The following is a 21,727-nucleotide window of genomic DNA, read 5'->3' as shown; positions in this document are numbered from 1 at the left end:
TTCGCGTGGATCGTGTCGCGCTGCGCGGCCTCAAGGCCCGTGGGCACCACGGTGTCTTCCCCCGGGAGCGGGAAGAGGGCCAGACCTTCATCGTCGACCTGGTGCTCGGCCTCGACACCCGCCCCGCGGCAGCCACCGACGACCTGGCGCGCACCGTGCACTACGGCGTGGTGGCCGAGGAGGTCGTCGACGTGGTGACGGGCGAGCCGGTCGATCTGATCGAGACGCTCGCCGAGCGCATCGCCCAGCAGTGCCTGAAGCACGAAGGCGTCCAGGAGGTCGAGGTGGTGGTGCACAAGCCGGACGCGCCGATCACCGTCCCCTTCGACGACGTGACCATCACCATCACCCGGAGCCGAGCATGACTGCATTTTCCACCGAAGGGCAGAGCGACCCGACCGTACAGCCGGTCCCGACCGCCGTCGTCCGGCAGGTGGACGCCGCGGACGTCACGCTCTCCAACCCCAAGATGGCCGTGATCTCCCTCGGCTCCAACCTGGGCAACCGCCTGGAGACCCTCCAGGGGGCCGTCGACGCCCTGGAGGACACCCCGGGCCTGCGGGTCAAGGCCGTCTCCCCGGTCTACGAGACGGAGCCCTGGGGCGTCGAGGCGGACTCCCAGCCCTCCTACTTCAACGCGGTCATCCTCGTGAAGACGACCCTGCCGCCCGCCTCCCTGCTGGAGCGCGGCCAGGCCGTCGAGGAGGCCTTCGACCGGGTCCGCGAGGAGCGCTGGGGCCCGCGCACCATCGACGTCGACATCGTGTCGTACGCCGACGTCCTCTCCGACGACCCGGTGCTCACGCTCCCCCACCCGCGCGCCCACGAGCGGGCCTTCGTCCTCGCCCCCTGGCACGACATGGACCCCGAGGCCCAGCTTCCCGGCGCCGGGCCGGTGGCCCAGCTGCTCGCGGCGGTCGGCCGCGACAGCGTGCTGCCCCGCGCCGACCTGGAACTGCGCCTGCCGGAGTAATCGTTAGGCTCGACGGACGGTGGTCCGGCGCACGGCCGGACCGGGCACAGGCGGCGCGAAGGGCGGCTCACTCGGTGAAGCAACTACGGCTCGGGGTACTGGCGGGCCTCTTCGCCGCCGCCGGTGTCCTCTCCTGGGGCGGAGCCCGCCTCTGGGACTCCTTCGGCACCCTGCCGAGCGTCCCGCTGGCCGCGTCGATCGTGCTCGCCGTGATCGCGGTGATCCTCCTCGCGACCGCCCTCTCCACCCGCACCCGCCTCCGCGCCCAGCGCGAACGCCGCCCCGGCGCCAAGGGCGTGGAGCCCCTGTTCGCGGCCCGCGCGGTCGTCTTCGGCCAGGCGAGCGCCCTGGTGGCCGCCCTGGTCGCCGGAATGTACGGCGGCACGGGCGTCTTCCTCCTGAGCTACCTCGACATCCCGCCCCGCCGCGACCAGGCGATCTACGCGGGAGCGGCGGTGATCGCCGCCATCGGCGTCATCGCGGCCGCCCTCTTCCTGGAACGCGTCTGCCGCCTCCCGGAGGACGGCAACGACCACGACGGCACGGGCACGGCGGCGGCGTAACGCAGGAGACGGGCCCGGGCCGGTCACGCCGCCGCGCGGACCAGATGCCCGTTGACCAGGAACGTGGGATGCGGTCGGAGCCGGTATCCGTACAGAGTGAACGGCTTGCCGGGCGCGGGGCGGGGTCGCACGGACTCGACGGTCACCCAGCCGGCTTCCACGGGATCGGCGTCGTGATGCTCCGGCCGGAACGTGCCTCGGGCCGCCCAGCGGTCCACGACGACCAGATGCGACGCCAGGCCCTTCCTCGCGGGGGTGAACCGTGCGCCGATGATCTCGGCTATAGGTCGACGAGGAACGGCACGTTGGCGCTGACCAGGGTCCGGCCGGTCCAGCGCCTGGCACGGCACCCGTCACCGTCCGCGTACCCGTCCAGGAAACCGTCGAAGACCTCGCGGTCCCGCAGCACGACCCGGGGAAACGCCTGCCTCATGTGGTGCGCGTCGCCGCCCGCGTACTGGCGCAGGGCGTCGGCGAGGTAGGAGGACACCACCCGGACCCGGAAGCCCGGGACGTTCCGCCCCAGGTACCCGGAGGGCCGCACGACGGGCTGAAGCCGTGCTTCCAGACCCGTCGCCTCTGTGAGACACCTCGCGTAGCGGGTGGCGAACGCCTCGTCGTTCACGACGAGCGAGACGTAGTTCTTGCCCACCGTGCCGTCCGCGCAGGTGGCCCCCACGAAATAGCCGAACGCGTATCCCAAGCGGAACGTGAGCCGTTCACGGCAGAGCTTACGCGCGTGAGTCCACGCGATGGTTCTGCCTGTCGCGTCCTCGGCACGGGTCCAGCCGCCCGGCGTGGCCAGCAGAAAGTCCCCGGAGACCGTGAAAGCCGCATGGCTCGTGGCGACCTCCACAGCCGCTCTCGCCTTGCCGGCCGTGACGTCCGTGACCGTCGTCTGTGCCGCGCGGGACCCGTCCAGCGTCCACAGCCTGGTGCCGACGGTGATCTCCCGGGCCTGCAGACGCCCTCCCACCGCGTTCACGGTCTGCTTGCTCGGTAACCCATCGATCATGCGGCGCTCCTCGGCCTGTTCACCATCACAGGCCGAGGAGCGTATCGGGCACCACTGACAAAGCGGTCTAGCGCGCCAATATGAGGCTCATCGCCTCGGCACGGGTCGAAGCGTCGCGCAGCTGTCCGCGCACGGCCGACGTCGTGGTCTTCGCCCCGGGCTTGCGGATGCCCCGTACCGACATGCACATGTGCTCGGCCTCGATCACCACGATCGCGCCCCGCGCCTCCAGGATCCGCATGAGCGAGTCCGCCACCTGTGTGGTGAGACGTTCCTGTACCTGGGGCCTGCGGGCGAAGACGTCCACCAAGCGGGCCAGCTTCGACAGGCCGGTGATCTTCCCCGTGTCGGCCGGGATGTACCCGACGTGTGCGACACCGTGGAAGGGCAGGAGGTGGTGTTCGCAGAGCGACATGATCTCGATGTCCTTCACCAGGACCATCTCGTCGTGCCCGAGGTCGAAGGTCGTGGTGAGCACGTCCTCGGGTTCCTGGCGCAGACCGGCCAGAATCTCCTTGTACGCCCGTGCCACCCGCCCCGGCGTCTCCCGCAGCCCCTCGCGGTCCGGGTCCTCTCCGACGGAGATCAGCAGTTCGCGTACGGCCGCCTCGGCCCGCTTCTCGTCGAATTCGCCGATCGAACCCTGGCCGTCCAGCGTCACCGGGTCGGTCATCTGTGCCTCGTTCCTCTGTGCTGTCCGATGCGCGGATTGCGCTCGAACCTCGCAGGCATACGGAAAAGCCGCGCCCCCACAGGCTAAAACCTGGGGGGCGCGGCATCCATTCCGGGACCGGGTCGGCCCCCGTGACGGGGGTCTCACCGGAGTCGGTCCGGGGCTAGCTCTCGGGACGGTCCTCGGGGATCGCCTCGGTGGACGGGGCGATGTCCTTCGTCAGGTCCGTCGGGGCGATCTCCGGCGGGGTGGCCGAACCGTTGGCGACCGAGGCGCCGTTGGTGAGGGCCAGCTCCTTGGGAGAGAGGACCGGGGGCCGCGTCGACGGGGTGCGTCGGGCGGATCCGGTCCATGCCGGGCGGGCGGGGCGCTTCACGATCGGGGCGAAGATCTCCGCGATCTCGTCCTTGCCCAGCGTCTCCTTCTCCAGGAGTTCGAGCACCAGGGTGTCGAGGATGTCGCGGTTCTCGACGAGGATCTCCCACGCGTCGTTGTGGGCGGTCTCGATGAGCTTCTTGACCTCCTCGTCGACCAGTGCCGCGACCTCTTCCGAGTAGTCGCGCTGGTGGCCCATCTCGCGGCCCAGGAAGGGCTCCGAGTTGTCGCCGCCGAACTTGATCGCGCCGAGGCGCTCCGTCATGCCGTACTGCGTGACCATCGCGCGGGCCGTTGCCGTGGCCTTCTCGATGTCGTTCGCGGCGCCGGTGGTCGGGTCGTGGAAGACCAGCTCCTCGGCCGCACGCCCGCCCAGCATGTACGCCAGCTGGTCGAGCATCTCGTTGCGGGTCGTGGAGTACTTGTCCTCCTCCGGGAGCACCATCGTGTAACCGAGGGCGCGGCCGCGGGAGAGGATCGTGATCTTGTGGACCGGGTCCGACTGGGGGGAGGCCGCCGCGACCAGGGCGTGTCCGCCCTCGTGGTACGCGGTGATCTTCTTTTCCTTCTCGGACATGATCCGGGTCCGCTTCTGCGGGCCCGCCACGACACGGTCGATCGCCTCGTCGAGGCTCTCGTTGTCGATGAGCTTCTTGTTGCTGCGCGCCGTCAGGAGCGCGGCCTCGTTCAGCACGTTCGACAGGTCGGCACCGGTGAAGCCGGGCGTGCGCCGGGCGACGGCGCCGAGGTCGACGCCCTCCGCGACGGGCTTGCCCTTCTGGTGCACCTTGAGGATCTCCAGGCGGCCCTGCATGTCCGGGCGGTCGACCGCGATCTGCCGGTCGAAACGTCCCGGGCGCAGCAGCGCCGGGTCGAGGATGTCCGGGCGGTTCGTGGCGGCGATCAGGATGACGCCGCCCTTCACGTCGAATCCGTCCATCTCGACGAGCAGCTGGTTGAGAGTCTGCTCGCGCTCGTCGTGACCGCCGCCCATGCCGGCGCCGCGGTGGCGGCCGACGGCGTCGATCTCGTCGACGAAGACGATCGCCGGGGCGTTCGCCTTGGCCTGCTCGAAGAGGTCGCGCACTCGGGAGGCGCCGACGCCGACGAACATCTCGACGAAGTCGGAACCGGAGATCGAGTAGAACGGCACGCCCGCTTCGCCGGCGACGGCGCGTGCGAGCAGCGTCTTGCCCGTACCGGGCGGCCCGTAGAGCAGGACGCCCTTGGGGATCTTGGCGCCGACGGCCTGGAACTTCGCCGGCTCCTGGAGGAACTCCTTGATCTCGTGGAGCTCTTCGACCGCCTCGTCGGACCCCGCCACATCGGCGAAGGTCGTCTTGGGGGTGTCCTTGGTGATCAGCTTGGCCTTGGACTTGCCGAACTGCATGACCTTGGAACCGCCGCCCTGCATCTGATTCATCAGAAACAGGAAGACGACCACGATGAGGACGAAGGGCAGCAGCGAGAGGAGGATCGAGACGAACGGGGACTGCTTCGACGGCGAGATGGTGTAACCCTTCTCGATGTCACCCGCCTCGAACTTCGTCTGCAGCGTGTCGGCGAGCTCGACACCCTGGTTGCCGATGTAGCTCGCCTGGAACTTGCTGCCGGACTCGCCTTCGAGCTTCTGACCCTTCTTCAGCTCGATCTTGACCATTTGTTCGTCACCGGTGGTCAGCTTGGCCTGCTCCACCTGGTCCTTGCTGATCGCCTGGATCACCTTGCCGGTGTCCACCGTCTTGTGGCCGCCCGACGAGCCGACGACCTGCATCAACACGACCACGGCGAGGACGGCCAGCACGATCCACATGACCGGCCCACGGAAGTATCGCTTCACGTCCATCCATACGGAGCGAAGACGCCCCGTCCCTCCTGCCCGTAGGTAAATGCTGCTGTTTGAAAAGACTGTTCTTCGGACGGTACCCCAGCATCGTCACCCGCGACTGCCGGGTACGGCGGAGAAACCTGCTTTCGAAGCTCCAACGGCCCGAGGGCAGTGAGGGTTCCCCGGCGGGTCGGCCGGGGTCAGCCGCCGTAGACGTGCGGGGCGAGCGTGCCGACGAAGGGCAGGTTGCGGTACTTCTCCGCGTAGTCCAGCCCGTAGCCGACGACGAACTCGTTGGGGATGTCGAAACCGATCCACTTCACATCGATCGCGACCTTTGCGGCATCCGGCTTGCGCAGCAGGGTGCAGACCTCCAGCGAGGCCGGCTCGCGGGAGCCCAGGTTGGACAGCAGCCAGGACAGCGTCAGCCCGGAGTCGATGATGTCCTCGACGATCAGGACGTGCTTGCCCTTGATGTCGGTGTCGAGGTCCTTGAGGATCCGGACGACGCCGGAGGACTGGGTGCCCGCTCCGTACGAGGAGACGGCCATCCAGTCCATCGTGACGGGGGTGGACAGCGCGCGCGCCAGGTCCGCCATGACCATCACCGCGCCCTTGAGCACGCCGACGATGAGCAGGTCCTTGCCCGCGTACTCCGCGTCGATCTTCGCGGCCAGCTCGACGAGCTTCGCGTCGATCTCTTCCTTGGTGAGGAGCACCGACTGAAGGTCGGTACCCATGTCCTTCTCGTTCACCCACGTCTCTTTCTCTGCCTGCCGGCCCGGGAAAGCGCCCCGGGCCGGGCCGGCTGTTCGCCTGCACTTCAGCCGCTTGCGCGTCAGCTCTGCCGAATGACCAGTCTGCCACCCTGCCGCATCGCTTCGACGCGGCCGGGCAGGTTGATGGCGCGCTGGCCGCGCCAGCCGGTGATCAGGCGGTCGACTTCTTCGAGGTGCCGGGCGAAGAGCGAGCCGGCGGGCGCCCCGGCCTCGATCAGCGCGCGGCGCAGCACCCGGCGGCGTACCGCGGGGGGCAGGACGTAGAGCTTGGCGCACTCCAGCCGGCCGGTGTCGTCGCGTACGGAGAGCTCGGCCTCGGCGGCCCAGGTGTCCAGGGCGTCGGCGTCGTCGCGGGAGAGCTGGGCGGTGCGGGCGAGGGCTTCGACGACGCCTTTGCCGAGCGCCTTCTCCAGGGCGGGCAGGCCTTCGTGGCGGAGCCGGGAGCGGGTGTAGGCAGGGTCGATGTTGTGCGGGTCGTCCCAGACGGGCAGCGACTGGACCAGGCAGGCCTTGCGGGCGGTCTGCCGGTCGAGCTGGAGGAAGGGGCGGCGGTAGCGGCCGGCCGGCCCGGAGGCGGCGGCCATGCCGGAGAGCGAGCGGATGCCGGAGCCGCGGGCGAGGCCGAGGAGGACGGTCTCGGCCTGGTCGTCGCGGGTGTGGCCGAGCAGGACGGCGGCGGCGCCGTGCCGTTCGGCGGCGGCGTCCAGCGCGGCGTAGCGGGCGTCGCGGGCGGCGGCCTCGGGGCCGCCCTCGCGTCCGACGTGCACGGCGACGGCCTCGACGGGGTCGAGGTCCATGGCGGTGAGCCGGGTGACGACCTCGGCGGCGCGGAGGCCGGATCCGGGCTGGAGGTTGTGGTCGACGGTGATGCCGCCGGCCCGGACGTCGAGTTTGCGGGCCTCGAACGCGAGGGCGGAGGCGAGCGCCATGGAGTCGGCGCCGCCGGAGCAGGCGACGAGGACGAGCGGGGTGTCGGGCCGTTCGGGGAGGGCTGCGCGGGGGGCGCCCGCGGTGCCGGCCTCGGCGTAGCGGGAGCGGGCGGCGTGCGCGGGGCGCCTGGCCGCTTCGGCGGGCCGGTCGTGGTCGGCGTGCCGGTGGAGTTCGGTGAGTACGTCGTGGAGTACGCGGCGGACCGCCAGGCGTATCGCCGCGACCGCAGGATGGGGACCCATGTCCGGTGCCCTTCGTGGAGTTCGGGAGGAGCGTCGAGCGCCGGAACGCGTGAGTCCCGTCACTCAGAGTGCGTCGATGGTGACAGAGGCAAGCTGTTCATCGAGCATTGCACGCCTTCCCATGCCCCTATGGTCCCTCGGATGGGTGATTGGAGGGCCAATTTGGGTCCGCGGACCGCCTGATGGTCAGGATTCGGCCTTACGGTGCACCCGCGCGACCCAGTCGGCGGGCTTGGCGATCTCGGCCTTGGTCGGCAGGGTGTTCGGTGAGGTCCAGACGCGGTTGAAGCCGTCCATGCCGACCTCTTCGACGACCGATCGTACGAACTTCTCGCCGTCCTTGTACTGCCGGAGCTTGGCATCCAGGCCGAGGAGCTTGCGCAGGGCCTGGTCGAGGCGGCCGGCGCCCTGGGCGCGGCGCTGCTGGAACTTCTCCCGGATCTCGGAGACGGAGCCGACGACGTCGGGGCCCACGCCGTCCATCACGTAGTCCGCGTGGCCCTCCAGGAGGGACATGACGGCGGTGAGGCGGCCGAGCACCTCGCGCTGGGCGGGGGTCTGGACGATGTCGACGAGGCTGCGGCTGTCGCTCTCGCCCTGTTCGCCCTCGGGGCGGCCGCCGGAGAGCGACTGGGCGGCTTCGCGGAGGCGTTCCACGAAGGTCATCGGGTCGACGTCGGTCTCGTCGAGGAACGTCTGGATCTCGCCCTGGAGGTGGTCGCGGAGCCAGGGCACGCCGGTGAACTGGGTGCGGTGGGTCTCCTCGTGGAGGGCGACCCAGAGCCGGAAGTCGTGCGGGTCGACGTCCAGCTCGCGTTCGACGTGGACGATGTTCGGGGCGACGAGGAGCAGCCGGCCGCCGCCGTTCGCGGAGGCGGGCAGGTCTCTGGTGGCGGGGGCGAAGGTCTCGTACTGGCCGAGCACCCGGGAGGCGAGGAACGAGAGCAGCATGCCCAGCTCGACGCCGGTGACCTTGCCGCCGACGGCGCCGAGGACGGCGCCGCCGGGTCCGCCGGAGCGGCGGCTCTCCATCTTGGTGAGCAGGGGGCGCAGCAGTTCGCGGAAGCCGGCGACGTTGGCCCTGATCCAGCCGGGGCGGTCGACGACGAGGACGGGGGTGTCCTCGGGTTCGGTGCCCTCGGGGATCATCCGGGTGAAGAGCCGGACGTGTTCCTCCGAGGCCTTGGCGTGCCGCCGGAGCTCCGCGACGACGGCACGGGCCTCCTCGCGGCTGATGTCGGGCCCGGGCCGCACGAGCCGGGTCGCGGTCGCCACCGCGAGATTCCAGTCGACCATCTCGGCACCACCGATGCTCGTCATGCGTCAACCGTACGTGAGCCTGTCGCCCCTTGGTGGGGTCTTGCGGGGCTCTTCGGGTACGGCCGCCCGTCAGCCGCCCGTTCCGGCGAGGGCGGTGGCCAGGGCGTCGAGGGCGGGTTCGGCCTCGGACGCGTGGAGGCTGCCGGAGGCGAGGAAGGCGAAGGCGAGCAGTCGGCCCCGGGAGTCGACGACGGTTCCGGCGAGGGCGTTGACGCGGTTGAGGGTGCCGGTCTTGGCGCGGATCAGGCCGGTGCCTCCGGCGTCCTTCTCGTAGCGGCCGTCGAGGGTGCCGCTGAAGCCGGCGATCGGGAGGCCGGTGAGGACGGGGCGCAGTCCGGGGCGGTCGGGGTCGGCGGCGCGGGTGAGGAGGGCGGTGAGGAGGGCGGGGGTGACCCGGTCCTTGCGGTCCAGGCCGCTGCCGTCGGCGAGGTGGGCGCCGGCCACCGGGATATCGAGCTTCTCCAGTTCGTTGGTGACGGCGCGGCGGGCCCCGGCGAACGAGGCGCTCTCGCCCTTGGCGATGGCGGTCTGCCGGGCGAGGGCCTCGGCGATGTCGTTGTCGCTGTTGGTGAGGGTGCGCTCGACGAGGGCGGAGAGCGGGGCGGAGCGGTGGGTCGCGACGGTGCGGGCCTTGTCGCCCGCGCGGGCCTCGCGGGGCTCGCCGGTGACCTCGACGCCGGCCTTCTCCAGCTGCGCGGCGAAGGTGCGGGCGGCGTCGCCGGCGGGGTCCTCGCTGCGGTCGGCGATGCCGCGGTCGGTGTCGTCGAGGCGGCCCTCGTTGACCATCAGCGCGGTGACGGGCGCGATGTTCTCGTTGGGGCTGATCGGGTGGAGCACGGGGCCGGTGTAGCGGGAGGTGTCGTACGCGAGCCGTACGGAGTCCTTGCCGTCCTCGCGGAGCGCCTCGGCCGCCTTGCCGGCCATCGTGCGCAGGGCCGTCTCGCTGAGCGTGGGGTCGCCGCCGCCGACGAGGGTGAGGGTGCGCGCGTCGGGGGAGAGCGCGGCGGTGGTGGCGATGCGGTGGTCGGGGCCCAGGACGGAGAGCGCGGCGGTGGCGGTGGCGATCTTGATGGTGGAGGCCGGCGTCATCGGAGTGGTGGCGCCGCGTCCGTACAGCTCCTTGCCGGTGGCGGTGTCGATGACGGACGCGGCGACCTCGGTGCCCAGCTGGGGCGCGCCGATGAGCGGGGCGAGGGCGTCGCGGAGCCCGGCGGGGTCCTGGGGGGCGTCGTGGGTGGTGGTGCCGAGGGCCGGGAGAACGGCCGGGGCGCTGGGGGCCGGGCGGGGGCCGTCGGGCGTCGGGCGGCCGTGATGTGCGCCACCTGTTCGGTCCGCGGTGACGGCCAGTGCCCGCTCGGCCTTACGCTGACCGTTGTCCCAGGGGCCGGCGGCGAGGACGGCGCCGGTGGCGACGACCAGGCCGAGCGCGGCGGAGCCTGCGATGACCTGCCAGGTGTACGACCCGTTGCGTCTGTTCTTCAGGACCTTCAGCCTGCCCCACGGGTCCGACGGGCGCATCGACGGTCTTTCCACCGGCTCGGCCACCGTTGACCAGCCCCTTTCGCGAGCACTCTTCTGCGTGGGGGACACTTAATCACCAGTCGTATGTGTTGATCATGGAGGAGCCACCCGTGGAGTTCGACGTCACCATCGAGATCCCGAAGGGTTCGCGGAACAAGTACGAGGTGGACCACGAGACCGGTCGGATCCGCCTGGACCGTCGACTCTTCACCTCGACCAGCTACCCGGCCGACTACGGCTTCGTCGAGAACACCCTCGGCGAGGACGGCGACCCGCTGGACGCGCTGGTCATTCTGGACGAGCCGACCTTCCCGGGTTGCCTCATCAAGTGCCGCGCCATCGGTATGTTCCGGATGACCGACGAGGCGGGCGGCGACGACAAGCTGCTCTGCGTCCCGGCGTCCGACCCGCGGGTGGAGCACCTGCGTGACATCCACCACGTGTCGGAGTTCGACCGTCTGGAGATCCAGCACTTCTTCGAGGTCTACAAGGACCTGGAGCCGGGCAAGTCCGTCGAGGGCGCCGACTGGGTCGGCCGTACCGAGGCGGAGGCCGAGATCGAGGCCTCGTACAAGCGCCTCGAGGCGCAGGGCGGCGCGCACTGACGTCCCTCTTCCGGTTCCGTTTGTGAGCCGGACGGCCGTCTTCGAACGGGCGGTACACCTTCGCGGGTGTGCCGCCCGTTTCGCTGTCCGCACTTCCGCACGTGCGGGGCCCATGCCGGTGGCCATACTGGGCACACGTGCGGCGGGGCGACCCCCAGTGACGTGCAGTCGAGCAGGAACGAGGTCGAGTGGTGGCGGAATCGGGCGGTCCTGAGGACCAGAAGCCCCAGTCCGACGAGGCGCGGAGCGCTTTCGCTCCGCCCGCGGGGACGATGCATCCGGTGTCGCCGCCCGAGGAGGACCATCCGACGTCGGAGTTCGCCATCCCGACCGGGGTGCACCAGGAGCCGAACGGTCCGGCCGCGTCGGGCGGCGGTTCCGGGGGCGGTTCGAACTCCGACACGCTGAGTTCCGCTTTCACGCCGCCGAGCACGTACAGCGCCCAGCAGTCGCCGCCCGCGTTCACCCCGGCGCAGGGCATTCCGATGGTCAAGCTGACCAAGGAGGCGCCCTGGCAGGACCGGATGCGCACGATGCTGCGGATGCCGGTGACCGAGCGTCCGGCCACGGAGGCGATCCAGCGCACCGACGACGAGACGGGCCCCGCGGTGCCGCGCGTGCTCGACCTGACGCTGCGTATCGGGGAGCTGCTGCTGGCGGGCGGCGAGGGCGCCGAGGACGTCGAGGCGGCGATGTTCGCGGTGACCCGGTCCTACGGTCTGGACCGCAGCGAGCCGACCGTCACGTTCACGCTGCTGTCCATCTCGCACCAGCCGTCGCTGGTCGACGACCCGGTGACGGCGAGCCGTACGGTACGCCGCCGGGGCACCGACTACACCCGGCTGGCGGCCGTGTTCCGGCTGGTCGACGACATCACGAGCACGGACACCGAGGTGTCGCTGGAGGAGGCCTACCGGCGGCTCGCGGAGATCCGCCGTAACCGCCACCCCTACCCGGGCTGGGTGCTGACGGCGGCCGCCGGGCTGCTGGCGGGTTCGGCTTCGGTGCTGGTCGGCGGCGGGCTCCTGGTGTTCGTCGTGGCGGCGGCGGGCGCGATGCTCGGCGACCGGCTCGCGTGGCTGTGCGCCGGGCGCGGGCTGCCGGAGTTCTACCAGTTCACGGTGGCCGCGATGCCGCCCGCCGCGATGGGGGTGGCGCTGACGCTGACGCATTCGACGGACATCCGCCCGTCCGCGGTGATCACCGGTGGGCTGTTCGCGCTGCTGCCGGGGCGGGCGCTGGTGGCGGGGGTGCAGGACGGGCTGACCGGCTACTACATCACCGCCTCGGCCCGGCTGCTGGAGGTCATGTACTTCTTCATCGGGATCGTCGCGGGCGTGCTGATGATCCTGTACCTGGGGGTGCAGCTGGGGGCCCAGCTCAATCCCGAGGCCCGGTTCACGCCGTACGACGAACCGGTGGTGCAGATCCTGGTGTCGATGTCGCTGAGCCTGGCCTTCGCGGTGCTGCTCCAGCAGGAACGGTCGACGGTGCTGGCGGTCACCCTCAACGGCGGTGTCGCCTGGATCGTCTTCGGGGCGATGGCCCGGACCGGGGGCATCTCGCCGGTCGCGGCGACGGCGGTGGCGGCCGGTCTGGTGGGCCTGTTCGGCCAGTTGTTCTCGCGCTACCGGTTCACGTCCTCGCTGCCGTACATCACGGCGGCGATCGGGCCGCTGCTGCCCGGTTCGGCGACGTACTTCGGTCTGCTGGGCGTGGCCCAGAACGATGTGACCCGAGGGCTGACCTCGCTGTCGACGGCGGTCGCGACGGCGCTGGCCATCGCGATCGGGGTGAACCTGGGGAGCGAGATCTCGCGGCTGTTCATGGGGGTGCCGGGCGCGGTCGGCGGGGCGAGCCGGCGGGCGGCGAAGCGGACCCGGGGGTTCTGAGCCCGCGGGCCTCGTGGCTGTACGAGCGCCGTACGCACGCCGGTACGCACAGAAGCGCCCCTCCCCCGAGCTGCGGGGAGGGGCGCTTCGTCGCGTACGTACGCGGGGTCAGCGCTTGGCGTGGCGGCCGCGCTGGCCGGAGGAGGGGCCGTTGCCGCCCGCCGGGGGGCGGCCGGAGCCGTCGCCGCCCGGCGCCTCGGCGGCGGCCGCCTTCTTGCTCTGACTGCGGGCCCGCAGCACCTCGATCACGATCGGCACCACGGAGATGAGCACGATCAGGATGAGGATCATCTCGATGTGCTCGTGCACGAAGTCGATCTTGCCGAGCAGTGCTCCGAGCACGGTGACGCCGACGCCCCAGAGGATCGCGCCGACGACGTTGTACGTGATGAAGGAGCGGTAGTTCATCCGGCTGACGCCCGCGATGATCGGCGTGAACGTACGCACGATGGGCACGAAGCGCGCCAGGACCAGGGACTTCGGCCCGTGCTTCTCGAAGAACTCGTGGGCCTTCTCGACGTTCTCCTGCTTGAAGAGGCGGGAGTCGGGGCGCTTGAAGAGGGCCGGGCCGACCTTGCGGCCGAAGAGATAGCCCACCTGGTCGCCGACGATCGCGGCCACCGCGATCAGCGTGCAGACCAGCCAGAGCGGGTACTTCAGCTGTCCTGTGGTCACCAGCAGACCCGTGGTGAACAGCAGCGAGTCGCCGGGCAGGAAGAACCCGATCAGGAGGCCGGACTCGGCGAAGACGATGAGGAGCAGGCCGGGGAGCCCGAACGTGTTGAGCAGATAGTCCGGGTCCAGCCAGCTCGGTCCGAGCGCAAGCGTATTCAAGGGTCCGGGCTCCAGGATGAGGGGTGCGATGGCGGCTCTGTGGCTGCCCCAAGCTATCAACGCCCGATGGATGCCCGTGGTTCCAGTGGCCCACAGCGGGAATGCGCATCCTGGAAAGCGGCCCGAAGCTGATCACAGGAGGTGCCACAAACATGGGCATTGAGGAATTCGGCGGTGGCCAGACGGCCCAGGCGGACGTGCTGGTCGTCACCACGAACGACGTACCCGGCTACCAGGTGACCCAGGTCATCGGCGAGGTCTTCGGGCTGACCGTACGGTCGCGCCATCTGGGCAGCCAGATCGGCGCCGGGCTGAAGTCGATGATCGGCGGCGAGCTGAGGGGGCTGACGAAGACGCTGGTCGAGACCCGTAACCAGGCGATGGAGCGGCTCGTGGAGCAGGCGCGGGCCCGGGGCGCCAACGCGGTCCTGATGATGCGCTTCGACGTGACCGAGGCGGCGGACGTGGGTACGGAGGTCTGTGCGTACGGGACGGCGGCGGTGATCAGCAAGGTGTGACGCGCCCGGGGCGCGGGGCGGGCCGCGGGGCCGGAGTCGGGGGCGGTCCGGGTGGGACGCGGGGCCAGCGGGCCACCATTGAAGGGTTTTGTCCGTTTCGTCACCCTAGGGTGGGCCGGTGGCCCCCGAATCCCCCGCTCCGCCGCCGGCTCCCCCGCACCCTCCGGCCGCCCCGGCCCGGCGGCTGCTGCCGCTCGTGCTGCCCGCGATCGTCGTCGGCGTCGTCTGCGCGCTGATCCTGCTCGGCGTGAGCCTGCTGGCCGAACAGCTCCAGGACGTGCTCTGGGAGACCCTGCCCGACACACTCGGGGTGGGTCGGTTCTCCTCCCTGTGGATGGTCGTGATGCTCACCGCGACCGGTCTCGCGGTGGGGCTCGTCCTGCGGGCCGTGCCGGGTCACGGCGGCCCGGACCCGGCCACCACCGGCCTGGTCGACGCCCCGATGCGGCCCGGCATCGTGCCCGGGCTGCTCCTGGTGACGGTCCTGGCGCTGGCGGGCGGGGTGAGCCTCGGGCCGGAGAACCCGATCACCGCGGCCAACATCGCGCTGGCCTTCTGGCTCGGCCGGCGGTTCGCGCCCGGCGCTCCGGGCGAGCTGTGGGTGGCACTGGCGGCGGCCGGGACGATCGGGGCGCTCTTCGGCACTCCGGTCGCGGCCGCGCTGATCCTCTCCGAGGCACTGGCCGCGCAGCCGGGCCCCGGGGCTTTCTGGGACCGGCTGTTCGCCCCGCTCGCGGCGGGCACGGCGGGTGCGCTGACCATGTCGCTGATCGCACACCCCAGCTTCGACCTGTCGCTCCCGGCGTACGACGGACCGCACTGGGGCGATCTGCTCTCCGCCCTGCTGATCGCCTCGGCGGGCGCGCTCCTCGGGCTGCTCGCGGTGTACGCGTTCCCGGTGGCGCACCGGGTCTTCACGGCGCTGCGGCATCCGGTGCTCGCCCTGACGGCGGGCGGCCTGGTGCTGGGGCTGCTCGGCGCGCTGGGCGGCCATCTCACCCTCTTCAAGGGGCTCGACGAGGTGAAGGAGCTGGCCGGCGACCCGGACGGCTGGTCGGCCGGGGAGTTCGCGGGGATGGCGGTGGTGAAGACGGCCGCCCTCGTGATCGCGGCCACCTGTGGCTTCCGGGGCGGCCGGATCTTCCCGGCGGTCTTCGTCGGGGTGTCGCTCGGGCTCTGCGCCCACGCGCTCGTCGACGCGGTCCCGGCGGCGCTCGCGGTGTCCTGCGCGGTGCTGGGCGTCCTGCTCGCCGTCACCCGGCAGGGCTGGGTGAGCCTGTTCACCGCGGCGGTGCTGGTCGGCGACGCGTCCGTGCTGCCGCTGCTGTGCGCGGCCACCCTGCCCGCCTGGCTGCTGGTCACCGGGCGGGCCCAGATGCAGCTGGACGGCGACGGGAAGTCGCTGCGCTAGGCGAGCGGCGTACGCGGTCGCGGGAGCGGTCACGGAGAAGGGCCCGTCCGACGCGCCGGAAGCGGCGAACCTCCGTATCGTCTGGTTCATGTGCTTTGCGTGCTTTGCTCGCTCATGCCCCGATACGGTTCCGTATCCGCTGCTCCGACGGAGGTCCCCCGCATGCCCACGCCCGTCAACGTCGCCGTCGTCTACTACTCCTCCACCGGCACCATCGCCACGATCGCGAAGGCGATGGCCGAGGACGCGGAGCGGGCCGGGGCGCAGGTGCGGCTGCGCCGGGCCGCGGAGCTCGCCCCGCGGGCGGCCATCGACTCCAACCCCGCGTGGGCCGAGAACGTGACGAAGACCGCCGACATCCCCGAGGTCACGCCGGACGACATGGTCTGGGCGGACGCGGTGATCTTCGGTACGCCGACCCGGTTCGGGAACATCACCGCCCAGCTGAAGCAGTTCATCGACACGCTCGGCGGGCTGTGGCAGTCGGGGCAGCTCGCCGACAAGGTCTACAGCGGCTTCACCTCCACGGCCACCGCCCACGGCGGCCAGGAGTCCACACTGCTCGCGCTGTACAACACGATCCACCACTTCGGCGGCATCCTCGTCACCCCCGGTTACACCGACCCCACGAAGTTCGTCGACGGCAACCCGTACGGCACCTCGCACATCGCCGGGCAGGGCGACCTCCCGGTCGGCGAGCAGACGCTCACCGCCGTCCGCGTGCAGGCCGAGCGGGTCGTGAAGTTCACCCGGGCGATCAAGGCGGGCCTGGCAGCGGAGAGCTGACCCCGTACCCGCATCGCTCCGGCCGAGAGAAGGGCTTCCCCCATGCCGCTCCACCGCGGTGCCCACCCGGAACAGGACGAACCCTCCGAGGAGCGGCGCAGGCTCGCCCTGAACCCGTTCTTCGGCGAGGCGGACCCGACGGCCGCGATGAACACCGCGCCGCCCCGGCACCGGCTGCCGGACGGGCCGTTGCCGCCGCTGACGGCGTACCGGCTGGTCCACGACGAGCTGATGCTCGACGGCAACTCCCGGCTCAACCTGGCCACGTTCGTCACCACCTGGATGGAGCCGCAGGCCGGCGTCCTGATGGGCGAGTGCCGGGACAAGAACATGATCGACAAGGACGAGTACCCGCGCACCGCCGAGCTGGAGCGGCGCTGCGTGGCGATGCTCGCCGACCTGTGGAACGCGCCCGATCCGGTGTCCACCGTGGGGTGTTCGACCACCGGATCGAGCGAGGCGTGCATGCTCGCGGGGCTCGCCCTGAAGCGGCGCTGGGCGAAGCGGAACGCGGACCGCTATCCGGCGACGGCACGGCCCAATCTCGTGATGGGCGTCAATGTGCAGGTCTGCTGGGAGAAGTTCTGCACCTTCTGGGAGGTGGAGGCCCGGCAGGTCCCGATGGAGGGCGGCCGCTTCCACCTCGACCCGCAGGCCGCCGCCGAGCTCTGCGACGAGAACACCATCGGGGTCGTCGGCGTCCTCGGCTCCACCTTCGACGGGTCCTACGAACCGATCGCCGATCTGTGCGCGGCCCTGGACGCCCTCCAGGAGCGCACCGGCCTCGACATCCCGGTCCATGTGGACGGGGCGTCCGGCGCGATGGTGGCGCCCTTCCTCGACCCGGACCTGGTGTGGGACTTCCGGCTGCCGAGGGTGTCGTCGATCAACACCTCGGGCCACAAGTACGGCCTGGTCTACCCGGGCGTCGGCTGGGCGCTGTGGCGGACGGCGGACGAGCTGCCGGAGGAGCTGGTCTTCCGGGTGAACTACCTGGGCGGCGACATGCCGACGTTCGCGCTGAACTTCTCCCGGCCCGGGGCGCAGGTGGTCGCGCAGTACTACACGTTCCTGCGCCTCGGGCACGACGGCTACCGGGCGGTCCAGCAGGCCTCCCGGGACGTGGCCTGCGGACTGGCCCGCGCGATCGAGGAGTTGGGCGACTTCCGGCTGCTCACCCGGGGCGACGAGCTGCCGGTGTTCGCCTTCACGACGACCGCCGACGTGCACGCGTACGACGTGTTCGACGTGTCGCGCCGGCTGCGCGAGCACGGCTGGCTGGTGCCCGCGTACACCTTCCCCGCCAACCGGCAGGATCTGTCGGTGCTGCGGGTGGTGTGCCGCAACGGGTTCTCCTCCGACCTGGCCGAGCTGCTGATCGAGGACCTGAGGCTGATGCTGCCCGAACTGCGGGCGCAGAGGCATCCGCTGAGCCATGACCGGAAGGCCGCGACGGCCTTCCACCACTAGGGCCCCGTCGAACTGCCGCCTGCCGGACGACGACGGCAGTTCGACGACACGGCCCCAGGGGCCTCGGTCCGCACCGGCCGGAGGCACAAGAACCGGTCCAGCCGTTACGGGCCCTGCCCGCGCGTCCGCTAACGGCTCAGGCGCGCGAACTTCCGGACCGCCAGCGGGAAGAACACCGCGACGATGGCCACCGGCCAGAGGACCGCGAGCAGTTGAGCGTGTTCGGCGGCCCAGGATCCGGTGGCGCCGCCCGGGTTGCCGAACAGCTCCCGTACGGCGGTGGCCGTCGCCGACATCGGGTTCCACTCGACCACCGCGCCCAGCCACCCCGGCATCGACTCCGGGGTGGCGAACACGTTGGAGAGGAAGCCGACCGGCCAGACCAGGATCTGGACCGCCGTGACCATCTCCGGCCGCCCGGCCACCATGGCCAGCTGGATGCCGACCCAGAGCATCGCGAACCGCAGCAGGAGCAGCAGCCCCACCGCGCCCAGCGCGGCGGCCGCCCCGTTGTGCCAGCGCCAGCCGACCGCGTACCCGGTCCCGGTCATCACCGCGAGCGCGACCGCCGACTGAAGCATGTCCGCGGCGCTGCGGCCGACCAGTACGGCCCCCGGGACCATCGGCATCGAGCGGAAGCGGTCGATGACGCCCTTGCCGAGGTCCTGGGTGACCGCGAGCATCGTGCTCTCCAGGCCGAAGGCCATGGTCAGCGCGAGCATCCCGGGGACCAGGTACTCGGTGGGGTCGCCCGCCACGCCCCGGCCGCCGCCGACCAGATACGTGAACATCAGGAGCAGCATCACCGGGAAGACCAGGCCCACGAGCACCTCGACGGGCTGCCGGGCCCAGTGCGCCAGTTCGCGGCGGGTCATCGTCCAGGAGTCGGTCAGCGCCCAGCCGAGCCGGGAGGACGCCCCGTCCGGTCCGGGAACCGCCGTCGTCGTCGCCGCGCTCATGCCGCCACCTCAGCCTTCTCCGTGCGCCGCTCCTCGGCGGGCCGCCCGGTCAGGGACAGGAACACCTCGTCCAGGGTCGGGCGGCGCACCGCGATGTCCTCCGCCTCGATGCCCGCCTCCTCCAGCACCCGCACCGTCCGGGTCAGGGCCGCCATCCGGTCCGGGGCGGGCGCGCCGATCCGCCGCCGGTCGGCGTCGACCGCCAGGTCCGTGCCGCCGAGCAGCGCGGCCGCCTCCACCAGCCGGGAGGCGTCGCGCAGCACGATGTCGATCCGGTCGCCGCCGACGAGGGCCTTCAGCTCGTCGGGGGTACCCTCGGCGACCGCCCGGCCGTCGTCGATCAGCGAGATCCGGTCGGCCAGCTGGTCCGCCTCGTCCAGATACTGCGTGGTCAGCAGCACCGTGGTGCCGCCGCCGACCAGCGACCGCACCGCGTCCCACACCTCGGTCCGGCCGCGCGGGTCGAGGCCGGTCGTCGGCTCGTCCAGGAACAGCACGTCCGGATCGGTGATCAGCGACGCGGCCAGGTCCAGCCGTCTGCGCATGCCGCCGCTGTACTGCTTCACGGCCTTGCACCCGGTGTCCGCGAGGCCGAACCGCTCCAGCAGTTCGTCCGCCCGGCTGCCCGCCCGGCGTGCGCCCAGGTGGTACAGCCGCCCGAACATCTCCAGGTTCTGCCGCCCGCCGAGCTGTTCGTCCACCGCCGCGTGCTGCCCGAGCAGCCCGATCCTGCGCCGCACCTCGCCCGCCCGCTCCCGGACGTCGAGGCCGGCCACGGTCACCCGGCCCGCGTCGTGACGCAGCAGCGTCGACATGATCCGTACGGCTGTGGTCTTGCCCGCGCCGTTGGGGCCGAGCACTCCGTGCACGGTGCCGCTGCCGACGGCCAGATCCAGTCCGTCCAGGGCGCGCTTCTCCCCGTACCGCTTGTGCACGCCGTCCATGACGATCGCGTCGGTCACGTTCCCCGCCACCCTTCCGGACCTTCGCCCCATTCGTAGTCAAACTTGACTAGTAGCGTGAAGGTAAACCCCGATCCCGCATTAGTCAAACTTGATCAGTCGTTGTCCCCGGGGTCGGGAACACCGGTGGCGTACGGGTTCTCCTCGCCCTCGGCGAGCACTCCGACGAACGGGTCGCCCTCGCCGGCGAAGGTGTACGCGCCGCCCTCGATACGGGCGATCAGGCCCCGGGTCCACTCCGCGCCGGTGTCGGCCGAGTGCACCCACAGGTTCATGATCTCGCCGATGTGGCCGAGGGATTCGGGGCCCTCGTCGGGCGTGTAGTACCCGGTGACCGAGTCCCGCCAGCCCTTCATGGCCTCGATCCGCTCCTTGAGCAGCGCGACCGCCTCCGCGCGGGGCAGGTCCACGATGAACCCGATCGCCGCCGAGAGGACGTCCATGCCCTGGTCGTAGGAGCGGATGGCGTCACGCAGCAGGGTGCGGTACTCCGCCAGCCCCGCGTCCGTGACCTCGTACTCCGTGCGCGGCGGGCCGCCTGCCGTGGAGGGCGCCGTCTCGTGCGCGAGGAGCAGCCCCTGCTTCGCCATCTGCTTCAGGGCGTGGTAGATCGACCCGGGCTTGGCGTTGGACCACTCGTGCGCGCCCCAGTACTCCAGGTCGTTGCGGACCTGATAGCCGTGTGCGCGGCCGTGCATGCGCACGGCGCCGAGGACCAACAGCCGGATCGCGGACATGACACCCATCTTTCCTATTCAACTTTGACTAGGGTAGCCCGCCGGGCGTGCGCACGGCGGGCCGGTGTGCCCCGGCACGCAGCGCCGGGGCCAGCAGCGCCGCGACGAGGCAGCCGGCCGCCAGCGCCGCCCACACCACGTCGTAACTGCCGAACGCGTCCCGTGCGCCGGCGCCGAGGAAGGCCGAGGCGCCCGCGCCCAGTTGGTGGGCCGCGTTCGTCCAGCCGAAGACGACCGGGCCGTCCGCCCCGTACACCCGGCGGGCCAGCTCGATGACGGGCGGCACGGTCGCGACGTCGACGAGGCCGTAGACCGCCACGAACAGGAGCATCGGGGCCGTGACCGAGGAGGTGAACACCAGCGGCAGTGCGAGGAGGGTGAGCGCGCGGACGGCGAAGCAGACGGTCAGCAGGCGGCGCGGGTCGAAGCGGTCGGTCAGCCAGCCGGCCAGGAGCGCGCCGAGGGCGGAGAAGACCCCGACGAGCGACAGCAGCGAGGCCGCCGCCGTGGCCCGCATGCCGTGATCGTGCGCGGCGGGCGCCCAGTTGGACCACATGATGCCGTTGGTGGACGCCCCGCAGAGCGCGAACATCCCGGCCAGCAGCCAGAACGGGCCGGTGCGCGCGGCACGCACGAGGACCTTCAGCGTGCGCGCCGCCGCTCCGGGCGCCGGGGGCGGCCGGGGAACGAACTCCGGTGCCCCGTACGGCTCTACGCCCGCATCGGCCGGGTGGTCGCGCAGCAGCAGGAACACCGTGGCGGCGACCGCCAGGGCCACCAGCGCCAGCGTCACCACCGGCGGCCGCCAGCCGAAGCGGTCGACGGACCAGGCCAGCAGCGGCAGGAAGAGCAACTGGCCCAGATGACTGGCGGAGCCGAGCGCACCGGTCACCAGACCGCGCCGCCGGTCGAACCAGCGGGCGGTCACCCCGGCGGCGAAGGTCATGGTCAGACAGCCGCTGCCGAGGCCGATCAGCACACCCCAGTACGCGACCAGCTGCCACGGTCGCGTCATCACCCCGGTGAGCAGCGCCCCCGCCGAGACCAGCAGCAGCGCGCCCACGACGACCCGGCGGGCCCCGACCCGGTCCGTCAGTGCCGCCGCGAACGGGGCGGTGAGGCCGAAGAGCACCATGTTCACCGAGGCGGCGAGGGCGATCTGCCCGCGTTCCCAGGCGTACTCCTCGTGCAGGGGTGTCACCAGCAGGCCCGGCACGGTGGTGAACGCCCCGGCCGTGACGACGGCGGCGCCGGCGCCGGCGGCCATCAGCCAGGCGCGGTGGACACGAGCGGGCCGGACGGATGTCGAAGAGGCCATACGGGCAGCCTGGCGA

At 71.4% G+C, this 21,727-nt stretch carries 21 protein-coding genes; 9 read left to right on the top strand and 12 right to left on the bottom strand.

Annotation, left to right across the window (positions count from 1 at the left end; all coding sequences use genetic code 11):
* The first annotated feature begins 5 nt into the window (after positions 1–5).
* The 3 genes from folB (at position 6) to AC0VY3_RS02240 (ending at position 1,536) form a co-directional block, all read left to right on the top strand.
* On the top strand, positions 6–365 hold the full coding sequence (gene folB, locus AC0VY3_RS02250; protein WP_003968268.1) for a dihydroneopterin aldolase: 360 nt from the start codon (positions 6–8) through the stop codon (positions 363–365).
* On the top strand, positions 362–973 hold the full coding sequence (folK, locus tag AC0VY3_RS02245) for a 2-amino-4-hydroxy-6-hydroxymethyldihydropteridine diphosphokinase (RefSeq protein WP_103507673.1): 612 nt from the start codon (positions 362–364) through the stop codon (positions 971–973). Before folB ends, folK begins: the two co-directional genes overlap by 4 nt.
* Positions 974–1,047: 74 nt before the next feature.
* Entirely contained in the window at positions 1,048–1,536 is a 489-nt protein-coding gene (locus tag AC0VY3_RS02240; protein WP_030087936.1) for a DUF3180 domain-containing protein, read from the top strand.
* Positions 1,537–1,816: 280 nt separating this feature from the next.
* Here the strand turns inward: AC0VY3_RS02240 and AC0VY3_RS02235 are convergent, their stop codons facing one another.
* The 7 genes from AC0VY3_RS02235 to dacB all read right to left on the bottom strand — a co-directional run bounded on the left by AC0VY3_RS02235 (position 1,817) and on the right by dacB (position 10,216).
* On the bottom strand, positions 1,817–2,551 hold the full coding sequence (locus AC0VY3_RS02235; protein WP_475548774.1) for a hypothetical protein: 735 nt from the start codon (positions 2,549–2,551) through the stop codon (positions 1,817–1,819).
* A 67-nt stretch (positions 2,552–2,618) separates the two neighbouring features.
* Positions 2,619–3,224, bottom strand: coding sequence for a GTP cyclohydrolase I FolE (gene folE / locus AC0VY3_RS02230; protein ID WP_103507672.1), 606 nt, complete (start codon positions 3,222–3,224; stop codon positions 2,619–2,621).
* Between the two features lie 163 nt (positions 3,225–3,387).
* Positions 3,388–5,445 carry an ATP-dependent zinc metalloprotease FtsH gene (ftsH, locus tag AC0VY3_RS02225; RefSeq protein WP_103507671.1) on the bottom strand — a complete coding sequence of 686 codons (2,058 nt, stop codon included), beginning with the start codon at positions 5,443–5,445 and terminating at the stop codon, positions 3,388–3,390.
* Between the two features lie 182 nt (positions 5,446–5,627).
* Positions 5,628–6,167, bottom strand: coding sequence for a hypoxanthine phosphoribosyltransferase (gene hpt / locus AC0VY3_RS02220; RefSeq protein WP_003968263.1), 540 nt, complete (start codon positions 6,165–6,167; stop codon positions 5,628–5,630).
* 98 nt (positions 6,168–6,265) lie between these two features.
* Positions 6,266–7,378 (bottom strand): tRNA lysidine(34) synthetase TilS, encoded by a 1,113-nt coding sequence (gene tilS / locus AC0VY3_RS02215; protein WP_475548773.1) that lies wholly within the window; start codon positions 7,376–7,378, stop codon positions 6,266–6,268.
* 186 nt (positions 7,379–7,564) lie between these two features.
* Entirely contained in the window at positions 7,565–8,698 is a 1,134-nt protein-coding gene (locus AC0VY3_RS02210; RefSeq protein WP_103508308.1) for a zinc-dependent metalloprotease, read from the bottom strand.
* 69 nt (positions 8,699–8,767) lie between these two features.
* Entirely contained in the window at positions 8,768–10,216 is a 1,449-nt protein-coding gene (gene dacB, locus AC0VY3_RS02205; protein ID WP_103508307.1) for a D-alanyl-D-alanine carboxypeptidase/D-alanyl-D-alanine endopeptidase, read from the bottom strand.
* Positions 10,217–10,329: 113 nt separating this feature from the next.
* Between dacB and AC0VY3_RS02200 the strand changes: the two genes are divergently transcribed.
* Entirely contained in the window at positions 10,330–10,824 is a 495-nt protein-coding gene (locus AC0VY3_RS02200; RefSeq protein WP_018959738.1) for an inorganic diphosphatase, read from the top strand.
* Between the two features lie 188 nt (positions 10,825–11,012).
* A complete protein-coding gene (locus AC0VY3_RS02195; protein WP_103508306.1) occupies positions 11,013–12,716 on the top strand; it encodes a threonine/serine exporter family protein in 1,704 nt (567 codons plus the stop codon).
* 108 nt (positions 12,717–12,824) lie between these two features.
* On the opposite strand, the gene AC0VY3_RS02190 is transcribed toward AC0VY3_RS02195, so the two are convergent.
* Complete coding sequence (locus AC0VY3_RS02190) at positions 12,825–13,550, bottom strand: DedA family protein (protein WP_475548772.1); 726 nt, start codon at positions 13,548–13,550, stop codon at positions 12,825–12,827.
* Between the two features lie 152 nt (positions 13,551–13,702).
* On the opposite strand from AC0VY3_RS02190, the gene AC0VY3_RS02185 reads away from it, so the two are divergent.
* From AC0VY3_RS02185 to gad, 4 genes are all read left to right on the top strand, one after another.
* Entirely contained in the window at positions 13,703–14,068 is a 366-nt protein-coding gene (locus AC0VY3_RS02185; protein ID WP_010063720.1) for a YbjQ family protein, read from the top strand.
* Positions 14,069–14,186: 118 nt separating this feature from the next.
* Positions 14,187–15,479, top strand: coding sequence for an ion channel protein (locus tag AC0VY3_RS02180; protein ID WP_103508304.1), 1,293 nt, complete (start codon positions 14,187–14,189; stop codon positions 15,477–15,479).
* Positions 15,480–15,641: 162 nt separating this feature from the next.
* Positions 15,642–16,265, top strand: a complete 624-nt coding sequence (gene wrbA, locus AC0VY3_RS02175) for an NAD(P)H:quinone oxidoreductase (RefSeq protein WP_103508303.1) — start codon at positions 15,642–15,644, stop codon at positions 16,263–16,265.
* Between the two features lie 42 nt (positions 16,266–16,307).
* Positions 16,308–17,735, top strand: coding sequence for a glutamate decarboxylase (gene gad, locus AC0VY3_RS02170; RefSeq protein ID WP_475548771.1), 1,428 nt, complete (start codon positions 16,308–16,310; stop codon positions 17,733–17,735).
* 128 nt (positions 17,736–17,863) lie between these two features.
* Here gad and AC0VY3_RS02165 read toward each other — a convergent pair whose 3' ends face one another.
* From AC0VY3_RS02165 to AC0VY3_RS02150, 4 genes are all read right to left on the bottom strand, one after another.
* Positions 17,864–18,694, bottom strand: coding sequence for an ABC transporter permease (locus AC0VY3_RS02165; RefSeq protein WP_103508301.1), 831 nt, complete (start codon positions 18,692–18,694; stop codon positions 17,864–17,866).
* The gene (locus tag AC0VY3_RS02160; protein ID WP_475548770.1) at positions 18,691–19,656 is read right to left on the bottom strand and encodes an ATP-binding cassette domain-containing protein; all 966 of its coding nucleotides are present in this window, start codon (positions 19,654–19,656) and stop codon (positions 18,691–18,693) included. The genes AC0VY3_RS02165 and AC0VY3_RS02160 overlap by 4 nt, the downstream gene beginning before the upstream one ends.
* A gap of 95 nt (positions 19,657–19,751) precedes the next feature.
* A complete protein-coding gene (locus AC0VY3_RS02155) occupies positions 19,752–20,393 on the bottom strand; it encodes a PadR family transcriptional regulator (RefSeq protein ID WP_475548769.1) in 642 nt (213 codons plus the stop codon).
* Between the two features lie 28 nt (positions 20,394–20,421).
* Complete coding sequence (locus AC0VY3_RS02150) at positions 20,422–21,711, bottom strand: MFS transporter (protein ID WP_475548768.1); 1,290 nt, start codon at positions 21,709–21,711, stop codon at positions 20,422–20,424.
* Between the last annotated feature and the right edge of the window lie 16 nt (positions 21,712–21,727).

It is taken from the genome of Streptomyces sp. iso_384 (assembly GCF_056172905.1).
Note: the sequence above shows the minus strand (reverse complement) of the source record. Positions and strands in the feature narration are given on the sequence as shown.

What these genes read in the sequence shown, in the direction of transcription:
- folK (WP_103507673.1), top strand. Translation starts at nt 362, where the DNA reads ATGACTGCATTTTCCACCGAAGGGCAGAGCGACCCGACCGTACAGCCG.
- AC0VY3_RS02235 (WP_475548774.1), bottom strand. Translation starts at nt 2,551, where the DNA reads ATGATCGATGGGTTACCGAGCAAGCAGACCGTGAACGCGGTGGGAGGG.
- folE (WP_103507672.1), bottom strand. Translation starts at nt 3,224, where the DNA reads ATGACCGACCCGGTGACGCTGGACGGCCAGGGTTCGATCGGCGAATTC.
- ftsH (WP_103507671.1), bottom strand. Translation starts at nt 5,445, where the DNA reads ATGGACGTGAAGCGATACTTCCGTGGGCCGGTCATGTGGATCGTGCTG.
- hpt (WP_003968263.1), bottom strand. Translation starts at nt 6,167, where the DNA reads ATGGGTACCGACCTTCAGTCGGTGCTCCTCACCAAGGAAGAGATCGAC.
- tilS (WP_475548773.1), bottom strand. Translation starts at nt 7,378, where the DNA reads ATGGGTCCCCATCCTGCGGTCGCGGCGATACGCCTGGCGGTCCGCCGC.
- AC0VY3_RS02210 (WP_103508308.1), bottom strand. Translation starts at nt 8,698, where the DNA reads ATGACGAGCATCGGTGGTGCCGAGATGGTCGACTGGAATCTCGCGGTG.
- dacB (WP_103508307.1), bottom strand. Translation starts at nt 10,216, where the DNA reads ATGCGCCCGTCGGACCCGTGGGGCAGGCTGAAGGTCCTGAAGAACAGA.
- AC0VY3_RS02185 (WP_010063720.1), top strand. Translation starts at nt 13,703, where the DNA reads ATGGGCATTGAGGAATTCGGCGGTGGCCAGACGGCCCAGGCGGACGTG.
- wrbA (WP_103508303.1), top strand. Translation starts at nt 15,642, where the DNA reads ATGCCCACGCCCGTCAACGTCGCCGTCGTCTACTACTCCTCCACCGGC.
- gad (WP_475548771.1), top strand. Translation starts at nt 16,308, where the DNA reads ATGCCGCTCCACCGCGGTGCCCACCCGGAACAGGACGAACCCTCCGAG.
- AC0VY3_RS02165 (WP_103508301.1), bottom strand. Translation starts at nt 18,694, where the DNA reads ATGAGCGCGGCGACGACGACGGCGGTTCCCGGACCGGACGGGGCGTCC.
- AC0VY3_RS02155 (WP_475548769.1), bottom strand. Translation starts at nt 20,393, where the DNA reads ATGTCCGCGATCCGGCTGTTGGTCCTCGGCGCCGTGCGCATGCACGGC.
- AC0VY3_RS02150 (WP_475548768.1), bottom strand. Translation starts at nt 21,711, where the DNA reads ATGGCCTCTTCGACATCCGTCCGGCCCGCTCGTGTCCACCGCGCCTGG.